Raw genomic sequence first — 18,809 nt, forward strand, 5'->3', positions numbered from 1 at the left:
AGTTTCTATGGTTACAGCATTATTGAATTTGATTTACAAAAATATTACAGAAAATTGGTTACTTCGACATATTTGTTAAAAAGAAACAAATTATATTCCTGGATGGTTATTGATAGATGGGAAAAAATATGTCATTTTCCTAAGAAATGCTGTTGCTTGGTATATAAATGTACATTCCAATCTTTAATCGTTCAAAAAAAGTGATGTTTTCATCACTTTTTTTATGTCTTTTTACCTAAAATTGATTTTCAAATCTTTTTAAAAGCTTAATAGTGTTAAGGAATTTATTGAAATGTCGATACTAGAAGAGATAAAAGAATAGTAGAAAACGGGTGAATTATATGGACAAGTCTTCAATCATAGGGATTATGTTGGCCTTCGTTTCAGTAGGTGTTGGAATGGTGCTTAAAGGTGTTGATATCGCAGTTCTTGTCAATCCAGCTGCTATATTAATCATTTTTTTAGGAACGGCTGCGGCTGTATTAGTTGCTTTTCCAGTTAATGAATTGATTAAGCTTCCTAAGCTATTTGCCATCCTTTTTTCAGAAAAAGAAATGGTTACAACGGAAGAATTAATTCATACATTTTGTGATTGGGCACAAACAGCTCGTAAAGAAGGTTTGCTGGCGCTAGAAAAAATATCAGAATCGGTTGAAGAACCATTTTTAAGGAACGGTTTGAATTTGGCGGTTGAAGGACAAAGTGCAGATTATATTCGCGATATCCTTTCAGAAGAAATAGATGCCATGGAGGAAAGGCATGCTGTTGGGGCTCAGATTTTCACACAGGCTGGTACCTATGCTCCAACCCTCGGGGTACTAGGTGCAGTAGTAGGATTAATTGCAGCCTTGGGCAATATGAGTGATACAGAAGTGCTGGGCCATGCCATAAGTGCAGCATTTGTTGCTACATTGATGGGAATCTTTACGGGATATTTATTGTGGCATCCGTTTGCGAATAAATTAAAGAGAAAATCTAAACAGGAAGTACGTATTAAAGAGATGATGGTAGAAGGCATTCTATCTATATTAGAAGGTGAAGCACCAAGGACAATAGAGCAAAAACTATCTTCTTATTTACCTGCTGCGGAAAGGAAGAAGTGGTTGGAAGGTGAGATGAGAAACAATGTCCAGGCGAAAAAAGAAGTCTCAGCATGAGGAGCATATGTCCGAATCCTGGCTGCTCCCATACAGTGACTTATTAACCTTATTATTAGCGTTATTTATTGTCTTATTTGCTATGAGTTCTGTAGATGCCCAAAAGTTCTCTGATCTATCACGAGCCTTTAATAAAGCATTAGATGGAGGAACAGGTGTTTTTGAGCATCCCAGCCCAATGCCTGAAGGGATGATGGCAGAAACAGATCCAGAGAAATTTGATGGGAAAGAAGAAGAAGGAACAGAGGTAGCCAATCCGGAGCTGGAAGAATTGAAGGTAGTTCAGGAGAAAATTGATACTTATATTAGTGACAGTCATTTAAAAAGCAATTTAGAGACATCTCTGACAGAGGAAGGGTTGCTGTTAACCATTCGAGATAATGTATTATTTGACTCGGGGATTGCAATGGTCAGAGAGAGAGATGAAATAATTGCGAAGGAAATATCTGAACTGCTTGTAATGGAACCTCCCAGAAATATTATCATTAGCGGACATACGGATAATGTACCGATTCGTAATGCAGAGTTTGAATCAAATTGGGAATTAAGCGTTATGAGAGCTGTTAACTTTATGAAGCTTCTCCAGGATAATAAAAAATTAAAACCGGAATGGTTTAGTGCAAAAGGCTTTGGAGAATTTAAACCAGTAGTGCCTAATACCACTGACAGTGGGCGGGAGAAAAACAGACGCGTAGAAATCCTCATCATGCCCCGTAAAACATTAATTGGTGAGTAGTGGATCTATTAGCATTGAACGCATGGATTGAAGCCGCCCTGCTGGTGAACATGGCAGAGGATTTGCCGTTGAGGAAATTGGTTCATCCGCACGGGCGCTGACTGATTTATCAGAAGAAATGCGAGCTTCTTTAGGCAAGTTTACTGTTTAGGTAATAGGGTTGACTTGGGCAGTGTGAATATCATTCACACTGTTTTTATATTCCTTGATTACATAAAAGAGAATGTTTATGAAAATTTTGCCGAGGGAAAGAATGAAAATGTAACTATTATTTTTCAAAAAAGGAGATTGATAGTATGAGTAAAAGAATTGCTTGTGTCATAACGGATATGTTTGAAGATGTAGAATATACAGACCCTGCTAAGGCTTATAAGGAAGCTGGTCATGAAGTAGTAACCATCGGCTTTGAAAGTGGACAAAATGTTGAAGGTAAGCAAGGAAAAGAAACGGTGGAAATTCAAAAGGGCATTGATGAGGTAAAAGCGAATGAGTTTGATGCTTTATTTATTCCGGGTGGATTCTCTCCTGATATTTTAAGAGGAGATGATCGTTTTGTTTCTTTCGCCAAGGAATTCATGGATGCAAAGAAACCAGTATTCGCAATTTGCCATGGTCCACAATTGTTGATTACTGCAAAAGCGCTGGAAGGAAGAGATTCAACAGGATACAAGTCAATTAAGGTTGATCTCGAGAATGCAGGTGCCATTTATCATGATGAAGAGGTATTTGTATGTGGAGAACAATTAGTAACAAGCAGGCAGCCGGATGATATTCCTGCCTTCAACAGGGAATCCCTTGCATTGCTGTCCAAATAAAATGAAGCTCCTCCGTTCCTTGAACGGAGGAGCTTTTATTACCAATTTACTTTCTCAATTTGCCAATCTCTTCGACAATTGCTTGCATTTCACTTGGGCTGAAGCGGTCCTTGGACATGACCATTTCATATATCTCCAATAAATCCTCATAGGAGCTATCATTAAAGCTGTCTGCACGCATAGCTGAGCTGTTGATCATTTGTAATTTTTCTTGGATGCCATTAATCATAATTTTAATATTCTCAGTGGATTTAACCGATAAATCTGCCACTTCATTCATCCCTTCCGCACTAGATAGAAATATCATTCCATGGAATTCACTATCTGTCAAATTCAAGTTTCAAATGTCTTTCTCTGCTTATTTTGTTTTTCAGTATTAATGATTCTGATAATGATCTTTGTTTCAGCTATAATCACAGCTGATAGTCCGAGGAGGCCGATCAAGTTAGGAATGGCCATTAAAGCATTCATAATATCTGCAAAGCTCCAAACAAGATCAAGAGAACTTACGCAGCCTATAAAAACAGCTAAAACAAAAACGATGCGATAGGTAATCACTGTTCTATCACCAAATAAGTAGGAATAGCATTTCTCGCCATAATAAGCCCATCCAATAATTGTAGAGGCAGCGAAGAAAATTAATCCGATTGAAACGATATAGGAACCAACAGGACCTAATAATAAATCAAAGGAGACGGATGTCAGTTCTGCTCCTTCTAACCCACTATTATATTGATCTGCCATTACAAGTGAAATTCCTGTTATTGAGCAAATAATAATTGTATCAATAAATACTTGCGTCATTGATACAAGTGCTTGTCGGGCAGGAAAATCCGTTTTAGCCGCTGCTGCCGCAATCGGAGCTGATCCTAAACCAGCTTCATTCGAAAAGACACCTCTAGCCACACCCCAACGGATTACTGTTCCGATTGCACCGCCAGCTACTGCCTGTCCAGTGAAGGCATCTGTGAAAATCAGTTTAATTGCATTTGGAACGAGTTCAGCATTTAAGATAAGAATTAAGATTCCACAAATTAAATAAAAGGCGGCCATAACCGGTACAAAATAGGAGGTGACTTTACCGATGCTTTTAATGCCTCCGACTAACACAAGAGCGGCAAAAATAGTTAGGACAATCCCGGTTACCCAGGTTGGGATGGAGAAAGTATCATGAATCGTGTTGGCTACTGAATTAGCTTGGACCATATTACCGATTCCAAAAGCTGCAATCGCACCGAAAATCGCAAAGGCGACGCCAAGCCATTTCATTCTCAGCCCTTTTTCTAAATAATACATAGGTCCACCTGACATTTCACCATTAGCATTTACGATTCTGTATTTAACCGCAAGTACTGCTTCTCCGTATTTCGTCGCCATACCAAAAAAGGCAGCAACCCACATCCAGAAGACGGCTCCTGGTCCACCGCTGACGACTGCTGTAGCCACTCCAACAATATTCCCAGTTCCGACTGTTGCTGCAAGAGCAGTCATTAAAGCCTGGAAATGGGAAATATCTCCGTCCGATTTTTTATCCTGGCTTTTAGTGAAGGCCAATTTTAATGAATAAGGCAATAATTTAATTTGTAAAAATCCAATTCGAAATGTTAAATAAATACCTGTACCAACAATTAAAATTAAGAGGGGTGGCCCCCAAAGAAAATTACTTATTGTTTCTAAAAGTACAGTCAAATCTTTTGAAAACTTATTCAAAAAGTCAACCAAGTAAATTCACCCTATCTGTATGTTGTTAATATTAAGAATATTCTTGAAACAATTTTGCGTCAAGATATAAAATACTTAATTGACATTTTATGTTTAGAATTCCGCTATTATAGGTAAATCAATAAATATAAGAATAAGCAAGTAAAATTAATTCGGGAGGGATAAATAATGAGTAGAAGCAGTCAAAAGAGCAATAAGCTATGGTTAGGAATTTTAGGTGGAGCAGCAGCAGGTTTTGCAATCAGCCTATTGGATAAGAACACTCGCAAAACAGTAATGACAGGCGGTCAAAAAATGATAACGAATGTTAAATCGATGGCTAAAGATCCGAATTCTATAGTGGAAAATGTGAAGGAGATGTCTGGTAAAATTCGTACAAACATAGATCAAATTGGTCAGGATGTATCTTTTATATCTGAAAAGGTAGATGAAATGAAAGAAATGCCACCGCAAGTAGCAGGGGTTATTAAGGAAACAAAAGAAGTACTGGTAGACAAAAAATCTTCTGATGGTTCGGCTTCTACGACAGAGAACAGTAATACTTCCTCCGTATCTGATGATATAAGTACCACTTCTACGCGCAAATAAAGTCAAACAAGCTGAATAGAGGTGGTACTGGAATGGAAGATAGGAAGAAGTATGTAAATAAAAGCGTATTTAAACATTTATACGATAAAATTCAAGGTGATGAAGTAACAGGCTTGGCAGCGCAATTAGCCTATTACTTCTTACTTTCAATTTTTCCGCTCTTAATATTTGTTATCACGTTATTGCCTTTTTTGCAGGTTTCCCAAGCGGATTTGATGGAGCTTTTGCATACGTATGCTCCTGCAGAATCGGCAAATTTATTAGAATCGAGTTTAAAGGATGTCATGGCTAACCAAAACGGCGGCTTGTTATCTTTTGGTATCTTGGCAACGATGTGGTCAGCATCCAACGGGACCAATGCCATTATAAGGGCTCTTAATCATGCATATGATGTTGAGGAAACCAGATCATTTATTAAAACAAGAGGATTAGCTTTGATTTTAACCATTGGATTAATCCTGGTTGTAGTGGTTTCTTTGCTATTGCCAGTGTTTGGGAAATATATTCTCAATATTGTATTTGATTTCCTAGGATACGAGCCTTCCTTTGTTTATGATTTACTGCGCTGGGTGATTTCTATTGCTGTCATTACCTTTGTATTTTTAATTCTGTATTGGATTGGGCCCAACCTTAAAATGAAATGTAGAAACGTTTTACCAGGAGCGATCTTCGCAAGTGTCGGATGGGCGCTATCATCATGGGCATTTTCAGTTTACGTGAGTACATTTGGTAACTATTCTTCCACATATGGCAGTCTCGGAGGCTTGATTGTTTTAATGCTTTGGTTATATATATCAGGTCTTGTCATTATTGTAGGCGGAGAAATTAATGCAGTATTGTCCAGAAATAAGAGGCACTGGACGGTTAAATAAGTAGAGCGTGGATTCAAATTACAATGGTTCAGACCTAATGTGCGGACGAACGGTAATTAATTATTACATGACCAGCAACCGCAGTTTTAGGAAGAGTTGATTTGTTTCAGATAATCTACCCATGAATAAAGAAAATAGAGGCCGTCCGGAAAGTCATTAACAGACTTACAGGATAGCCTCTATTTGTATTCTATTTAGATTTTAATAAACGTAGACTGTTTAGGATGACTAATATGGTACTGCCTTCATGACCGATTACACCGAATGGTAGGTCGAGAGCCTGAAAAAAGTTTGATACAACTAAAATCATAATAACAGAAATTGAAAAGATAACATTTTGGCGAATGATTCGGTTCATTCGTTTGGATAATTGAATGGCTTCTGCTATTTTTGGCAAGTCGTTTTTCATGAGAACAATATCAGCTGTATCAAGAGCCACATCAGATCCTTCACCCATGGCAATTCCGACAGAAGCAGTAGCTAACGCAGGCGCATCATTAATGCCATCCCCTACCATGGCAACGGTAGTATATTTCTCTCTAAGTTTTTTAACTTCTTCTACCTTGTGTTCAGGTAAACATCCAGCAACAAACCCTGATAAATGGCTTTCTTTGGCGATTACCTTAGCAGTGTGCTCGTTATCTCCAGTCAGCATGCATGTGTATACATCCAGTTCCTTCAATGCTTCGAGAGCATCGGCAGTCTCTTTACGAATGATATCTTTTAATGCAATTATTCCTGCGATCCCTTTCTCATCTTTTACATAGGATAATGTTTTCCCTTCAGACATTAATTCAAGTGCCGCTCCATTCTTAAATGACATGGCGGCTTCATCGCCTACAAAATCCTTCTTCCCAATCTTCCAGTAGTGTCCATTTGCGTGTCCTTGAACACCAAATCCGGATATTTCTTCAGAATCTATGCGCGGCATGGTCTGTGAATAAAGCTGTTCAACATACTTAACAATGGATTGTCCTAGTGGATGATTCGAATTCTGTTCAATGGAAGCTACACTTAATAAAAATTCTTTTTGATCGATGTCATCGCGGATTAAAATATCCGTCACAACGGGTTTCCCCTGGGTTAGTGTCCCTGTTTTATCGAAAGCAATGGCCTTTACATTGCCTAAGTTTTCTAGATGGATACCGCCTTTGAATAAAATCCCACTTTTAGCACCATTTGAAATCGCGGATAAAGTAGCCGGCATGATAGAAGCAACTAATGCACATGGAGAAGCTACCACTAACAAAACCATTGCCCGGTAGAAGGTCTCTGTCCAGGACCAATCCAGAACAAAATGTGGGAGAAACAACATAATTCCAACGACAACAAGAACAACTTTTACATACGTATCCTCAAATCTTTCGATAAATAATTGAGAAGGAGATTTTTCACTTTGCGCGTTTTGAACGAGTGTGATAATTTTTTGGAATAAAGTTTCACTGTTTGGTTTTGTAACCTTAACTTTTATGGTTCCATGTCCATTAACCGTCCCCGCAAATACTTCGTCCTGAATATATTTACTGACGGGAATCGATTCTCCGGTAATTGCAGCTTCATCAACAGCAGTCTCTCCAAATAAGATTTCTCCATCTGAGGGGATGCGTTCCCCAGGCTTAATCAAAATCAAATCTCCTACTTGCAAGGAAGATACCGGTACTATTTCTTCAGTGTTATCGACTATTCTCAAAGCCTGTTCAGGCTGCAAATCCATTAAGGAGGAAATTTCCTTGTGACTTTTATTCATCGTATACGTTTCAAGTGCACCGCTCAAAGAGAAAATAAAAATCAGGATTGCTCCCTCAGTCCAATATCCAATGATGGCTGACCCAATCGCTGCCAGGATCATCAAAAGCTCTACGTTCAATTTTCTCTCTTCAATCGTTTGGGTGATGCCTTCTTTAGCCTTGGCATAACCCCCGATTACATATGCCAGTATATAGACGATGGCGGATGCAGCATTCAAATCCTTTGTTGATAAAAGCCAGCCGCATAAAATCATAATTCCACTTAAACCGGCAGCCAGGAGCTCCCAATTGGACGAAAGTTTAGAGCCGAATTCTTTCCATCTATTATATTGGCTAGGTGAATTTTTTAAGTTTGATTTATTTAGTGCTGTTTCCATGTGAATAACCTCCTTGTAATTGAGAATAGATATCGTTAGTTGTCTTTTCTAATTGAGAATGATGTTCAAAATCATTAGGCATATAAAATAACGGATGCTGCCACAAATACTGTGACAGCAACATTTTTACTTCTTATTTATAATAATTATTATCTACATATTAGTATAACATGAGTCACTAAAGAAGTTAAGTGAATTTATTTGGAAAAGAAAAAATAGCAATTTTCTACCATGCTTATTTGTGAATAGGAGGAATATTAAATGAAGAGTGCTTGAAGGTACGGGCAATGGATAAAATATAGAGTCGATGATGGTATGGAGTAACAAAATCAAAGCGTAAATGAAAAAACCTCTGCTTACACAGAGGTTTGAATTTGGTCATTAATAGGGTTTCTTTTAAATCTGCTGAGAGCGATGAAAATCAGTAACAGGATAATACTGATTACCAGAAGGAAATTTCCATTAGGCAGATATTGAATGGCCAATCCGCCAAAAAATGGACCAGAGATGCTTCCAAGACTAAAGACTATTCCGCAAATAATATTGCCGGCAGGAAGCAATTGTGTAGGCAATAAATCGGTCATATAACTGATTCCTAAAGAGAAGGTGGAGCCGACCAGCATTCCTGCAATAAAGAAACAGATAAATAATCCCGTAACGGTTTGTTCTATTAAGGCAGCTGTTAAAAAGATGGCAAAACCGCTAAAAAGAACATATTGAAGAACGCGTTTCCTCCCTAAGGAGTCACTTAAAATTCCTAGTGGTATCTGTGTAATAATACTGCCGGCTGCAAAAGCAGGCAAGATGATGGAGACTTGTTGAACATCCATATTAATTCGTAATGCATAGATAGGGAAATTCCCGTTTAGGGATGCTTCCAAAAATCCATAACCAAAAGGAGGCAAGAACGCAACCCATGCATACTTGGCAACCTTTTTGAAACGATGTAAGGTACCGAAAACATTGGTTGTTTCCAGATCCTCATCTGGAAATTCATTTTTTAATAAAAAGACGGTCAACCAAGCAACAAGACTGATTGCTGATGCAACGATAAAGGGTAATGCCCGATTAACTTCAATTAAATTAGTCAGTAATGGCCCTACTGCGAAACCTATACCGAAGGATAAGCCATAAATGGATATATTTCTGCCTCTCTTGTTTGCTGGAGTAAAGGCAGTGATCCAAGTCTGGGTAGTGAAATGTAAGGTGTGGTCTCCAATTCCGATAATCATACGGAGAATGAACCAAAACCAGAAAGAATCTAGAATCGGAAATAACAGAAACGCAATAATCACCGACAGTCCGCCGAAAAAAATCAGGGGTTTATAACCAAATTTTCGTAAAGGAATTTCCATGAAAGGTGAGATTAATAATATTCCCAGATATAGTCCTGTAGCATTTAATCCGTTTAGACCGGAGCTTACTCCATCCTGTTCGAAAATAATGGCAATTAAGGGTAATAGCATTCCCTGTGAGAAACCTGACACGGCAACTAGAATAATAAGTGCAGAAAATCTTATTTTTTGATAGTTCATAATTATCTCCCCTATATCTATCTGCATCAATATTAGAGCTGTTTACACACTTTAGCAAGGAGATTTTGAGAGAGTAATCTAAAGGTATTTAGGAAATAAATGAATATATTTTGATTAGAAAGAAGGAATTTAAGGGATGGGACAAAAAATATTTTCTGTCATGTTAATGATTGGCCTGCCGGTATCCATAACCGGCTCCATTTTGCATTGGCCAAGTCTGCTCATGTTTGCTGTTTATTGTTTAACGATTATTGCCCTTGCAAGTTTTATGGGGAGGGCGACAGAAAGCTTAGCAATCATATCTGGACCGAGGATTGGAGGATTGCTAAATGCGACATTTGGAAATGCTGTTGAGCTGATTATCTCCATTTTTTCTCTTAAAGCGGGACTGGTGGGAATTGTATTGGCTTCTTTAACAGGAAGTGTCATCGGTAACTTATTATTAGTTGCTGGGGCTTCATTTTTCTTGGGGGGTATTAAGTACAAAAGGCAAAAATTTAATGTATTTGATGCCAGGCACAATGCAGGGCTACTAACATTCGGTGTATTAGTTGCCTTTATCATTCCAGAAGTATTTGCCGGAGAGATGGAAGAAAGTAACCAAATGGTCATGAGTACAGGCATATCCATTATCCTGATCTGTTTATATTTGGCTGCTTTATTCTTTAAACTGGTCACCCATCGCGGTGTCTATCAACGTAAGGAAGACTTGTCTTTTGCAGAGGAAGAAACTGAAGAAGCAGAGTGGAGCAAAAAATGGTCGATTATGGTCCTAGCTTTGGCAACGGTGGCAGTAGCCTATGTATCTGAGAATTTGGTACATACATTCGAAGACGTAGGGAATCAATTGGGCTGGTCTGAATTATTTATCGGGGTAATCATTGTAGCAATTGTCGGAAATGCAGCTGAGCATGCATCTGCCATTATTTTCGCTTACAAAAATAAAATGGACATTGCAGTTGAGATTGCTGTTGGTTCTACTTTACAGGTGGCCATGTTTGTAGCACCAGTACTTGTTCTGGTTTCTTTATTATTTGAAACGCAAATGCCACTTGTCTTTACGTTGCCTGAACTTGTGGCGATGGTGCTCTCTGTCTTTTTAATGATTGTAATCACGAATGATGGGGAAACAAACTGGTTTGAAGGACTCACCTTACTTGCTGCTTATTTAGTGATGGGGATAGGTTTCTTTTTATTATAATAAATAAAATAAAAAAAGACTCTGATCTACTATGGATTCAGAGTCTTTTTTATGTTTTTCCAATTTGCTTCATCATAAGTCATGTCTAACTAAATTCTAATCCTTCCAAAAATAAATTTATCTTTTCAAAGGTAGATATTTCTGTTTAAAACAGTCATGTTAGTTAGCCCTATAGGTCACATCCTTTATCTTTATTGTCCTGATTTGTGACGAAATCTACATTAAGTTTTCCGTGTGAGGATGGTTTCGATAAGCATTCCTCCCTGCAGTTATTCCGGCTGTTGATTTCGCCTCCTTTACGATATGTTGGTTTCATTATAGCACCCTTAAATAGTTTTGTAAATATTCCGACTTTTACAAAAATGTTACAAAAAAGGATTGGTTTGAAATGTAAAAATTCGACTAGTTTTACTGATCAACCATCTGTTAATTTTAGAGGATGGATGTTATAAAACAATCCGGGTATCTTGAATAGTTTTTTTGCTTAAGAGGGAAAATAAAGGCAAATCATTTTTTTTTGTATGTAAGAAAGGAGCTTCAAGCATGAGAAAAAGTGCTTTTATCATGATCGTCATAGCCATGCTCGTTATTATTCCAACTCGACATAACTGGGCTGCCCCGAAAGAAGGAGCTAACCCTAAGGTTGAGGAAGCTAAGTATAAAATTCCGGAGTCCGTTTTATCGATCAATAAAGAAAATACGTATCCCAATTCAAGTCAAGATTCGCCAATGCTTGAGCCAAGTGAGTTATCCAAACAATTGCTTGAGTCCAGCAATGTTAAAATAGAAAATCCTGAATTAGTTCATATGCTTAATGAAACGAATATCGGTACCAATCCGGTTGCCTTCTGGTATAGAGCCACTGTTTACTTAGGTAAGTGGGCTTTAAATTATGAATCGATGGAAACCTCTCCAAACTGGGAGTATCAAAAAATCAATACGAATTTTTATGATAATCGTGGCGGGGATACAAATTTCCAAATTCATTATGTCCAAGAGACACAAAAAGTGGTGCGTGGAGGATTGACAGCAAAAGTACCTTCCAGTCAGGATATTCAAAAAATGATGCTGGCGAGAGCATCAGAAAAATCTAAACTGCCACTGGCATTTGAGACCATCATCGGTAGCGGTACAAAAAAAGATAGAGTATACAATATTCCTCCAATGAGACTTGGCTACCTTTATGGGTATGCGCCGGCAATAAACGAGAAGGGTAAAGTCACATATGGTGAGGTCTATTTAGTATTGAAAGGAAGTAAACGTGAGATTGTGGTAAGGAATGTAACCTCACAAGGAATTGGAGCCTGGATTCCTATCCAAGATCATGTTTCATTCCAGTTCAGAGCGGTCAACCGACCATACTAATTACCATTTAAGTCTGACAGCTTCAGCCGGTTTGGGTTGGAGCTTCTTGCTTTTGGGTAAAATAGAAAATGGTCAGTTGCGAAATAGGCTACTATCGTTTAGGATAATATTTATGATGAAAGGAGCCGGTTAGTTTGACAACACCGATTTATAATAAAGATGAACAAGTAAAATACTTAAAAGACCGACTTGAGTTATTTATGGAGGTTTTAGACCGAATTGAACCTGAAACAGCGGATATTGAAGATATTGACCGCCTAATTGAAATCGTGGATTCAATTGAGGAAAAGTTTCAAAGCTTTCAAAATCGACCTGAAACAGAACCTGGTAAAGAAGCATAAATAATAAATGTATAAGGCAAATCCGATATGATGAAGCGGATTTGCCTTTTTTATATTATGTCAGTAAAGCAAACATTCACTGTGCTGCATAAATTCACTTACTCTGATTAAAACTATCTTTATCAAAAGTATATTCAGGAGGGAAAACAGTGAAAAAATGGCTTATTACCGGATTATCTGCCATCATGCTTTCGGGGACATTCCTGGGCGTTGCTGAGGCGATTTCCAACGTACAGTATGGTTGGGGCTTTAATAAAGGAAAGAATGAACAACCTGCTGATGCAGGGCCTAAATATAATGCAATCGTTGAAAAATATGGTGCTGTTTATAAAGTTAACACGACAAAGAAAGAGATTTACTTAACGTTTGATAATGGCTATGAAAATGGATATACGGAGAAGGTATTGGATGTACTGAAAGAACATAAAGTTCCGGCTACCTTTTTTGTTACAGGTCATTATTTAAATACAGCTGAATCGTTAGTAAAAAGAATGGTGAAGGAAGGGCATATAGTTGGCAATCATTCATGGAGCCATCCCAATTTCACACAGGTATCGGATGATAAAATAGCTGATGAACTGGAACGGGTGAAGAAGAAGACAGAGGAATTAACAGGGCAAAAGGATATGTCCTATATCAGACCGCCACGAGGAGTATTTAGTGAACGAACTTTACAGGTGGCAAATGATCTGGGCTATAAACATATTTTATGGTCGGTTGCCTTTCTTGATTGGGATGTGAATCGTCAGCAGGGCTGGAAGCATTCCTATGATCAAATTATGGCTCAAATTCATCCCGGTGCCATTTTGCTCCTGCATTCTGTGTCTAAGGACAATGCAGAAGCCCTTGGCCAGGTGATTACAGATTTAAAAAAGAGAGGGTATACTTTTAAAAGCTTGGATGATATGAACTGTGAAAAACCACAGAAGGCACCACAAAAACAGAAAATAGACATAAAGATGTAATATACTTAAATAAAAAACCGCTTACGTATAATAAGCGGTTTTTAGTATTGATATTGAAGAAGTACATGATTGTTGGAAAGAAGTAGATGATGTAAATAACAATGACCAACTTAATCGAAAAATAGTTAAGATTGAGGAGTGTAAACGATACAGCCAATTTTACTGGAGTGGTCCTGGACAAAGACATCTGCTGAATACTTGCGCAATATCCAAAGAATGATTAGGTCCCCTAATGATCCGATGGTCATAAACAAGCCAATAAAAAACCAATAATCATTTCCGTTTAAAAATGCATAAATTAATGGCACGATTCCGAGGACAATCGGTAATAAAACACTGATCCTATAAGCTTTGATCCTGATTGGTATTTTGCAATGGGCATAAGGCGTTAGATATTTCCATAAAACACCCAGTTTAACCTCATTTAGTTTGGCTCTTCCGGAAAATATGTAACCAACTAGATGCAGTAATTCATGCATGAAAATTAGGAGTATATATCCAACAGCCAGTTCAATTAAAAACGATAGTTCAAACTCACCGATTCCCCAAATGAACCAATAAGGGATAAGAAATCCTGCCATAAGAGTAAAAGTACTGATCAAGATCGGTTTATTTAAATCTTCCATTTCACGAGTTTCATCTATTATATGATATGATTTCAAAGAATCAGCCAGCATCGGAAAACCTCCAGTTATAGATTACTATCAGTTTATCATATAAAAAGGATAAATTTAGTAATTCTTAAGGGATACAGCTATCTTGTCTCACTAGTATAGATCAATCTCTATAAGCTATAATGGATGGTAGAATGATCAATGAATGGAGGAGGGAATTTATGCTTAAGAAAGCAAGCTCTCTTTTAAAGAAGTATTTTGGTTATGATTCTTTTCGCAATGGACAAGCCAAAATTATTGAGCAGGTGCTACAAGGAATCGATACACTTGGAATTATGCCGACAGGCGGAGGTAAATCAATTTGTTATCAAATCCCGGCGATGATAATACCGGGCGTTACCCTCGTTATATCTCCATTAATCTCTCTCATGAAGGACCAGGTAGATTCACTGGACCAGGCCGGAATACCAGCCACCTTTATTAATAGTTCCCTAACCGCGAGTGAAGTAAATGACCGTCTGTATGATATCCAGCAAGGGGCTTATAAGCTTTTATATCTGGCGCCTGAAAGACTGGAATCTCATGGCTTTATTGAGGATATCCGTCAATTGCCGGTTGGATTAATTGCTGTAGATGAAGCTCACTGTATATCACAATGGGGTCATGATTTCCGCCCGAGTTATTTACGTATCCAATCATTAGCCGAACAATTGAATTCCAATCCGGTTGTCCTTGCCCTGACAGCGACAGCTACACCGAGGGTGCAGGCAGATATTCGCCAGTCCTTGAATATTGAGGATTCACATACCGTTATAACTGGATTTGAACGTGAGAATTTAAGCTTCCAGGTCGTGAAAGGACAAAATAAGCAAAAATATATTGATGCATATGTAGGGAAAAATAATCAGGAATCGGGGATTATTTATTGTGCCACCCGAAAAACAGTGGACCATTTATATGAACGTCTCCAACAAAAAGGTATAACAGTTGGGAGATATCATGCGGGTTTATCAAGTATAGAACGTGAAGCAGAGCAAAACAGATTTCTAAGTGATGAAATTACTGTCATGGTTGCAACGAATGCGTTTGGGATGGGGATAGATAAATCAAATGTACGATATGTGATTCATGCTCAAATGCCTAAAAATATGGAAAGTTACTATCAGGAGGCAGGCCGTGCCGGACGTGATGGCTTGCCGAGCGAATGCATATTGCTTCAATCTGAACAGGACGTTCAGGTCCAGCGCTTTTTGATTGATCAATCATTTGGTGATGAAAACCATAAAAATCAAGAGTTGCAAAAGCTGTATCAAATGCGTGACTATTGCCATACACAAGGCTGTCTGCAGGCCTATATTCTGCATTACTTTGGTGAGCAGGAGGCAGATGACTGCGGGCGGTGCTCTAACTGTCTGGATGAACGAAGTGCGAAGGATGTGACAAAAGATGCCCAAATGGTCTTATCCTGTATAATCCGAACTGGCGAACGTTTTGGAAAAACAATGATTGCCCAAGTGTTAACTGGCTCATCCAATAAGAAATTGCTTGAACAAAACTTTCAATCCTTATCAACGTATGGGTTAATGAAAAATCAATCAACTAAAGAGGTCGCTGAACTGGTTGATTTTCTAACATCTGAGCAATTAATTGGGATTACGGGTGGGCAATATCCGCTTTTATATGTCACAGCTGCCGGCAAAGAAGTGTTGCTCGGGAAACGTACGGTAATGAGAAAAGAAGCTGTGCGGATCACCGCTATTTCAACAGATGATCCTTTATTTGAAGTGCTGCGTAATTTGCGAAAACAAATTGCAGGAGAGGAAAAAGTGCCTCCATATTTGATATTCTCCGACCAAGCTTTGAGGGATATGTGTGTTAAACAACCGCAAACCACAGATGACTTCCTTGAGGTGAAGGGAGTCGGTGCTCAAAAGACAGATAAATATGGTGAGCGATTTGTGGAAGTGATCACAGCGTTTTTAAAGGAAAATGATTATGAAGTACCAATTGTAGAACAAGAGGGAAAAATGCCTGCGGTGAAAAAATCCAAGGCGGGTACTGCCAACTCACATATGGGTACGTATGAACTATATAAACAGGGGCATACGCTGAAGGAGATTGCGAAAGAAAGAGATTTATCCTCCCAAACAGTAGAAAGACATCTATTCCGATGTGCAGAAGATGGATTACCGCTGGATTGGGACTATTTCTTCTCACCTGAGGAGGAGATCCAGATTCTACAGGCAATTGAGGAAGTGGGTAATGAATTTTTAAAGCCAATAAAAGAGCACCTTCCTAATGAAATCAGCTACAGTGCGATTAAGGCGGTAATAACAAAGAAGAACATGGATACGGCTCCGATTTGATGGGCCGTTTTCCTATGTACCCATATAGCAGCAAAACCTGTTATAATAACGGGACTAGTCCAAGAAGGAGTGATAATGATGTGGAAAGAAACCATTCATGTAGAAGCTCCCTATGATTTTGACCTGGTATTGGAGAGGATTGGTCTTGATCCTTTGTATGAAATAGATTACCGTAATCGATTGATTCAGGTCCCTTTGCTGATTCATGGTAAGCCCAATGTTTATACCGTTCAAGCAGTCGGTACAGTAGATAAGCCGGCCTTTACGATCAACGGCAAAGAGGAACAAGTATTGGCAACAGATCGTTTAATGGAGATTTTTCAGTGGCATCTGCCACTTTCTGATATACATGCTCACTTTGGCGAGACGAAGCTCAATGATATTTTCACTCGCCATCGCGGTACTCCGCTTATTTTAGAATTCGACCTATATGGCTGTCTCGTGAAAAGTATTATCCATCAACAGCTGAATATGGCATTTGCTCAAAAACTAACGAAGGATTTTGTCACATCCTATGGGTTTCAGAAGGACGGAGTATGGTTTTATCCCTCTCCAGAGACAACCGCAGCTCTCACAGTAGATGAGTTAAAAGGAATGAAATTCAGCGGCAGAAAAGCAGAATATGTCATCGGCCTTTCAGAAAAGATTGCAAGCGGTGAACTCAAGTTGGAAGAGTTGCGCACAAGGACAGATGAAGAGATTATAGAAGAACTAACAAGAATTCGCGGTGTAGGAAGATGGACGGCTGAAAACTTCCTGTTATTTGGTCTTGGCCGCCCGAATTTATTTCCAAAAGCAGACATTGGCATTCAAAATGCCATAAAGCTGCTATATAACCTGGAACGAAAGCCAACAATGGAAGAGATGGAGCAATTCAGTAAGGAGTGGCATCCTTATTTAAGCTACGCCTCACTTTACTTATGGAGAAGTATTGAAAAACGGAGGAATATTGATGAACCAACAGGCAACATTAGTCCGTGAAGGACAAGAGATACTACTAACTATTAAACGCCTTGGCATAAATGGCGAGGGAGTCGGCTACTATAAACGTCAGGTTGTTTTTGTACCGGGTGCTCTGCCGGATGAAATTGTAGAAGTAAAGATTACGAAGGTCCATCCGAAGTACTCGGAAGGTCTTGTCAAAAAGATTAAAAAGGCATCGCCGCATCGAGTCGAAGCGCCATGTCCGGTTTATGACGTGTGTGGTGGATGCCAATTGCAGCATTTGGAATACAGCCAACAATTGAAGGAAAAGCGTGATATCGTTATTCAATCATTGGAGCGCCATAGCCAATACGATGCCAGCAATGTAGATATCCGTCCAACAATTGGGATGGAGAATCCATGGAATTACCGCAATAAAAACCAATTCCAGGTTGGCACCAATGAGACTGGAGAGTTGATTGCCGGCCTTTATGCGGCAAATACTCATAACTTGATTGATATTCCAAATTGTATCGTTCAGCATGAAGCAACGAACAAGGTTACTCGTACAGTCTTGGATATTTTGCAGGAATTTGGATTACCATCCTATGATGAGAAAAAGAAAAGCGGAATTGTTAAAACGGTCGTAACCCGAGTTGGCTTCTCTTCAGATCAAGTCCAAGTGGTGATTATCACCATTTCTGAAAAGCTTCCTAAGAAGCGCCAAATCATAGAAGAAATCAACAAGCGACTACCAGAAGTCGTTTCCATTGTTCAAAACGTGAATAAAGAACAGACTCCGCTTGTATTCGGTGAAAAGACGATTCATCTGTGGGGAGAGGAAGCGATTGAAGAAGAGCTTGGAGATTTATCCTATGAGCTATCTGCACGTACCTTCTTCCAGTTGAACCCGGTACAAACCGTTAAACTCTATGATGAAGTGAAAAAAGCAGCTCGCCTTCATGGTCATGAACGTGTAGTAGATGCTTATTGCGGAGTGGGAACGATTGGACTGTGGCTTGCGGATTTTTGTAAGGAAGTTAGGGGCATGGATGTCATTCCGGAATCAATTGAAGATGCCATTCAGAATGCTAAAAAGCATCATATGGATAATGTCAGCTTCGAAGTAGGGAAAGCAGAAGTTCTCATGCCTAAATGGCTGCGCGAAGGCTGGAAGCCAGATGTTGTTGTCGTCGATCCGCCAAGAAGCGGCTTGGATCATAAATTAATGGATGCGATCCTGCGCACACGCCCAAGAAAAATCGTCTATGTATCCTGTAACCCATCCACACTGGCCAAGGATCTGGACTACCTAAGCAAAAAATACAGACCGAAATATATCCAACCAGTGGACATGTTCCCACAAACCTCTCATATTGAGTGCGTTGTGGAGATTATGTTGAAGGTGTAACCATAAAATAAAGTTTTCCTAGACATAATAAAGTTTTCCGATTGAGACTCGGTTTTCGGTAAAATAAAGTTT

18 protein-coding genes are annotated in these 18,809 nt (G+C 38.8%); 12 read left to right on the forward strand and 6 right to left on the reverse strand.

Translation table 11 applies throughout. The annotated features are described in order from the left end of the window. Window positions 1-341 precede the first annotated feature (341 nt). The 3 genes from motA to AC4D4B_RS18945 all read left to right on the forward strand — a co-directional run bounded on the left by motA (window position 342) and on the right by AC4D4B_RS18945 (window position 2,708). Window positions 342-1,157 (forward strand): flagellar motor stator protein MotA, encoded by an 816-nt coding sequence (gene motA, locus AC4D4B_RS18935; RefSeq protein ID WP_490996777.1) that lies wholly within the window; start codon window positions 342-344, stop codon window positions 1,155-1,157. After that, complete coding sequence (gene motB / locus AC4D4B_RS18940; RefSeq protein ID WP_490996776.1) at window positions 1,126-1,893, forward strand: flagellar motor protein MotB; 768 nt, start codon at window positions 1,126-1,128, stop codon at window positions 1,891-1,893. Before motA ends, motB begins: the two co-directional genes overlap by 32 nt. Window positions 1,894-2,189: 296 nt before the next feature. Further along, the gene (locus AC4D4B_RS18945; RefSeq protein WP_490996775.1) at window positions 2,190-2,708 is read left to right on the forward strand and encodes a type 1 glutamine amidotransferase domain-containing protein; all 519 of its coding nucleotides are present in this window, start codon (window positions 2,190-2,192) and stop codon (window positions 2,706-2,708) included. Window positions 2,709-2,754: 46 nt separating this feature from the next. Here AC4D4B_RS18945 and AC4D4B_RS18950 read toward each other — a convergent pair whose 3' ends face one another. Then, entirely contained in the window at window positions 2,755-2,988 is a 234-nt protein-coding gene (locus AC4D4B_RS18950) for a DUF1128 domain-containing protein (protein WP_066108582.1), read from the reverse strand. A 53-nt stretch (window positions 2,989-3,041) separates the two neighbouring features. Continuing rightward, window positions 3,042-4,397, reverse strand: a complete 1,356-nt coding sequence (locus AC4D4B_RS18955) for an alanine/glycine:cation symporter family protein (RefSeq protein WP_491000800.1) — start codon at window positions 4,395-4,397, stop codon at window positions 3,042-3,044. Window positions 4,398-4,598: 201 nt separating this feature from the next. Between AC4D4B_RS18955 and AC4D4B_RS18960 the strand changes: the two genes are divergently transcribed. Beyond that, entirely contained in the window at window positions 4,599-5,018 is a 420-nt protein-coding gene (locus AC4D4B_RS18960; RefSeq protein ID WP_140462155.1) for a YtxH domain-containing protein, read from the forward strand. A 32-nt stretch (window positions 5,019-5,050) separates the two neighbouring features. Beyond that, window positions 5,051-5,890 carry a YihY/virulence factor BrkB family protein gene (locus tag AC4D4B_RS18965; RefSeq protein WP_490996774.1) on the forward strand — a complete coding sequence of 280 codons (840 nt, stop codon included), beginning with the start codon at window positions 5,051-5,053 and terminating at the stop codon, window positions 5,888-5,890. A gap of 190 nt (window positions 5,891-6,080) precedes the next feature. On the opposite strand, the gene AC4D4B_RS18970 is transcribed toward AC4D4B_RS18965, so the two are convergent. Then, window positions 6,081-8,015 (reverse strand): heavy metal translocating P-type ATPase, encoded by a 1,935-nt coding sequence (locus tag AC4D4B_RS18970; protein ID WP_491000797.1) that lies wholly within the window; start codon window positions 8,013-8,015, stop codon window positions 6,081-6,083. 356 nt (window positions 8,016-8,371) lie between these two features. Next, the gene (locus AC4D4B_RS18975; RefSeq protein ID WP_490996772.1) at window positions 8,372-9,550 is read right to left on the reverse strand and encodes an MFS transporter; all 1,179 of its coding nucleotides are present in this window, start codon (window positions 9,548-9,550) and stop codon (window positions 8,372-8,374) included. A 136-nt stretch (window positions 9,551-9,686) separates the two neighbouring features. Here AC4D4B_RS18975 and cax point away from each other — a divergent pair, with 136 nt between their 5' ends. Next, window positions 9,687-10,751 (forward strand): calcium/proton exchanger, encoded by a 1,065-nt coding sequence (gene cax / locus AC4D4B_RS18980; RefSeq protein ID WP_490996771.1) that lies wholly within the window; start codon window positions 9,687-9,689, stop codon window positions 10,749-10,751. Window positions 10,752-10,920: 169 nt separating this feature from the next. On the opposite strand, the gene AC4D4B_RS18985 is transcribed toward cax, so the two are convergent. Beyond that, complete coding sequence (locus AC4D4B_RS18985) at window positions 10,921-11,067, reverse strand: hypothetical protein (protein ID WP_491000798.1); 147 nt, start codon at window positions 11,065-11,067, stop codon at window positions 10,921-10,923. 227 nt (window positions 11,068-11,294) lie between these two features. Here AC4D4B_RS18985 and AC4D4B_RS18990 point away from each other — a divergent pair, with 227 nt between their 5' ends. The 3 genes from AC4D4B_RS18990 to pdaA all read left to right on the forward strand — a co-directional run bounded on the left by AC4D4B_RS18990 (window position 11,295) and on the right by pdaA (window position 13,422). Further along, entirely contained in the window at window positions 11,295-12,116 is an 822-nt protein-coding gene (locus AC4D4B_RS18990; protein ID WP_490996770.1) for a YfkD family protein, read from the forward strand. A gap of 134 nt (window positions 12,117-12,250) precedes the next feature. Further along, window positions 12,251-12,457: an SE1561 family protein gene (locus AC4D4B_RS18995; protein WP_490996769.1), complete on the forward strand. Its 207-nt coding sequence runs from the start codon at window positions 12,251-12,253 to the stop codon at window positions 12,455-12,457. A 185-nt stretch (window positions 12,458-12,642) separates the two neighbouring features. Beyond that, window positions 12,643-13,422, forward strand: coding sequence for a delta-lactam-biosynthetic de-N-acetylase (gene pdaA, locus AC4D4B_RS19000; RefSeq protein ID WP_490996792.1), 780 nt, complete (start codon window positions 12,643-12,645; stop codon window positions 13,420-13,422). Between the two features lie 125 nt (window positions 13,423-13,547). Here the strand turns inward: pdaA and AC4D4B_RS19005 are convergent, their stop codons facing one another. After that, complete coding sequence (locus AC4D4B_RS19005; RefSeq protein ID WP_490996768.1) at window positions 13,548-14,099, reverse strand: DUF3267 domain-containing protein; 552 nt, start codon at window positions 14,097-14,099, stop codon at window positions 13,548-13,550. Window positions 14,100-14,257: 158 nt separating this feature from the next. On the opposite strand from AC4D4B_RS19005, the gene recQ reads away from it, so the two are divergent. From recQ to rlmD, 3 genes are all read left to right on the forward strand, one after another. Next, window positions 14,258-16,402: a DNA helicase RecQ gene (gene recQ, locus AC4D4B_RS19010; RefSeq protein WP_490996767.1), complete on the forward strand. Its 2,145-nt coding sequence runs from the start codon at window positions 14,258-14,260 to the stop codon at window positions 16,400-16,402. 78 nt (window positions 16,403-16,480) lie between these two features. After that, on the forward strand, window positions 16,481-17,383 hold the full coding sequence (locus AC4D4B_RS19015; protein WP_490996791.1) for a DNA-3-methyladenine glycosylase family protein: 903 nt from the start codon (window positions 16,481-16,483) through the stop codon (window positions 17,381-17,383). Continuing rightward, window positions 17,355-18,737 carry a 23S rRNA (uracil(1939)-C(5))-methyltransferase RlmD gene (gene rlmD / locus AC4D4B_RS19020; protein WP_491000799.1) on the forward strand — a complete coding sequence of 461 codons (1,383 nt, stop codon included), beginning with the start codon at window positions 17,355-17,357 and terminating at the stop codon, window positions 18,735-18,737. The genes AC4D4B_RS19015 and rlmD overlap by 29 nt, the downstream gene beginning before the upstream one ends. Window positions 18,738-18,809 lie beyond the last annotated feature (72 nt).

Source organism: Pradoshia sp. Z6_59, assembly GCF_058267515.1.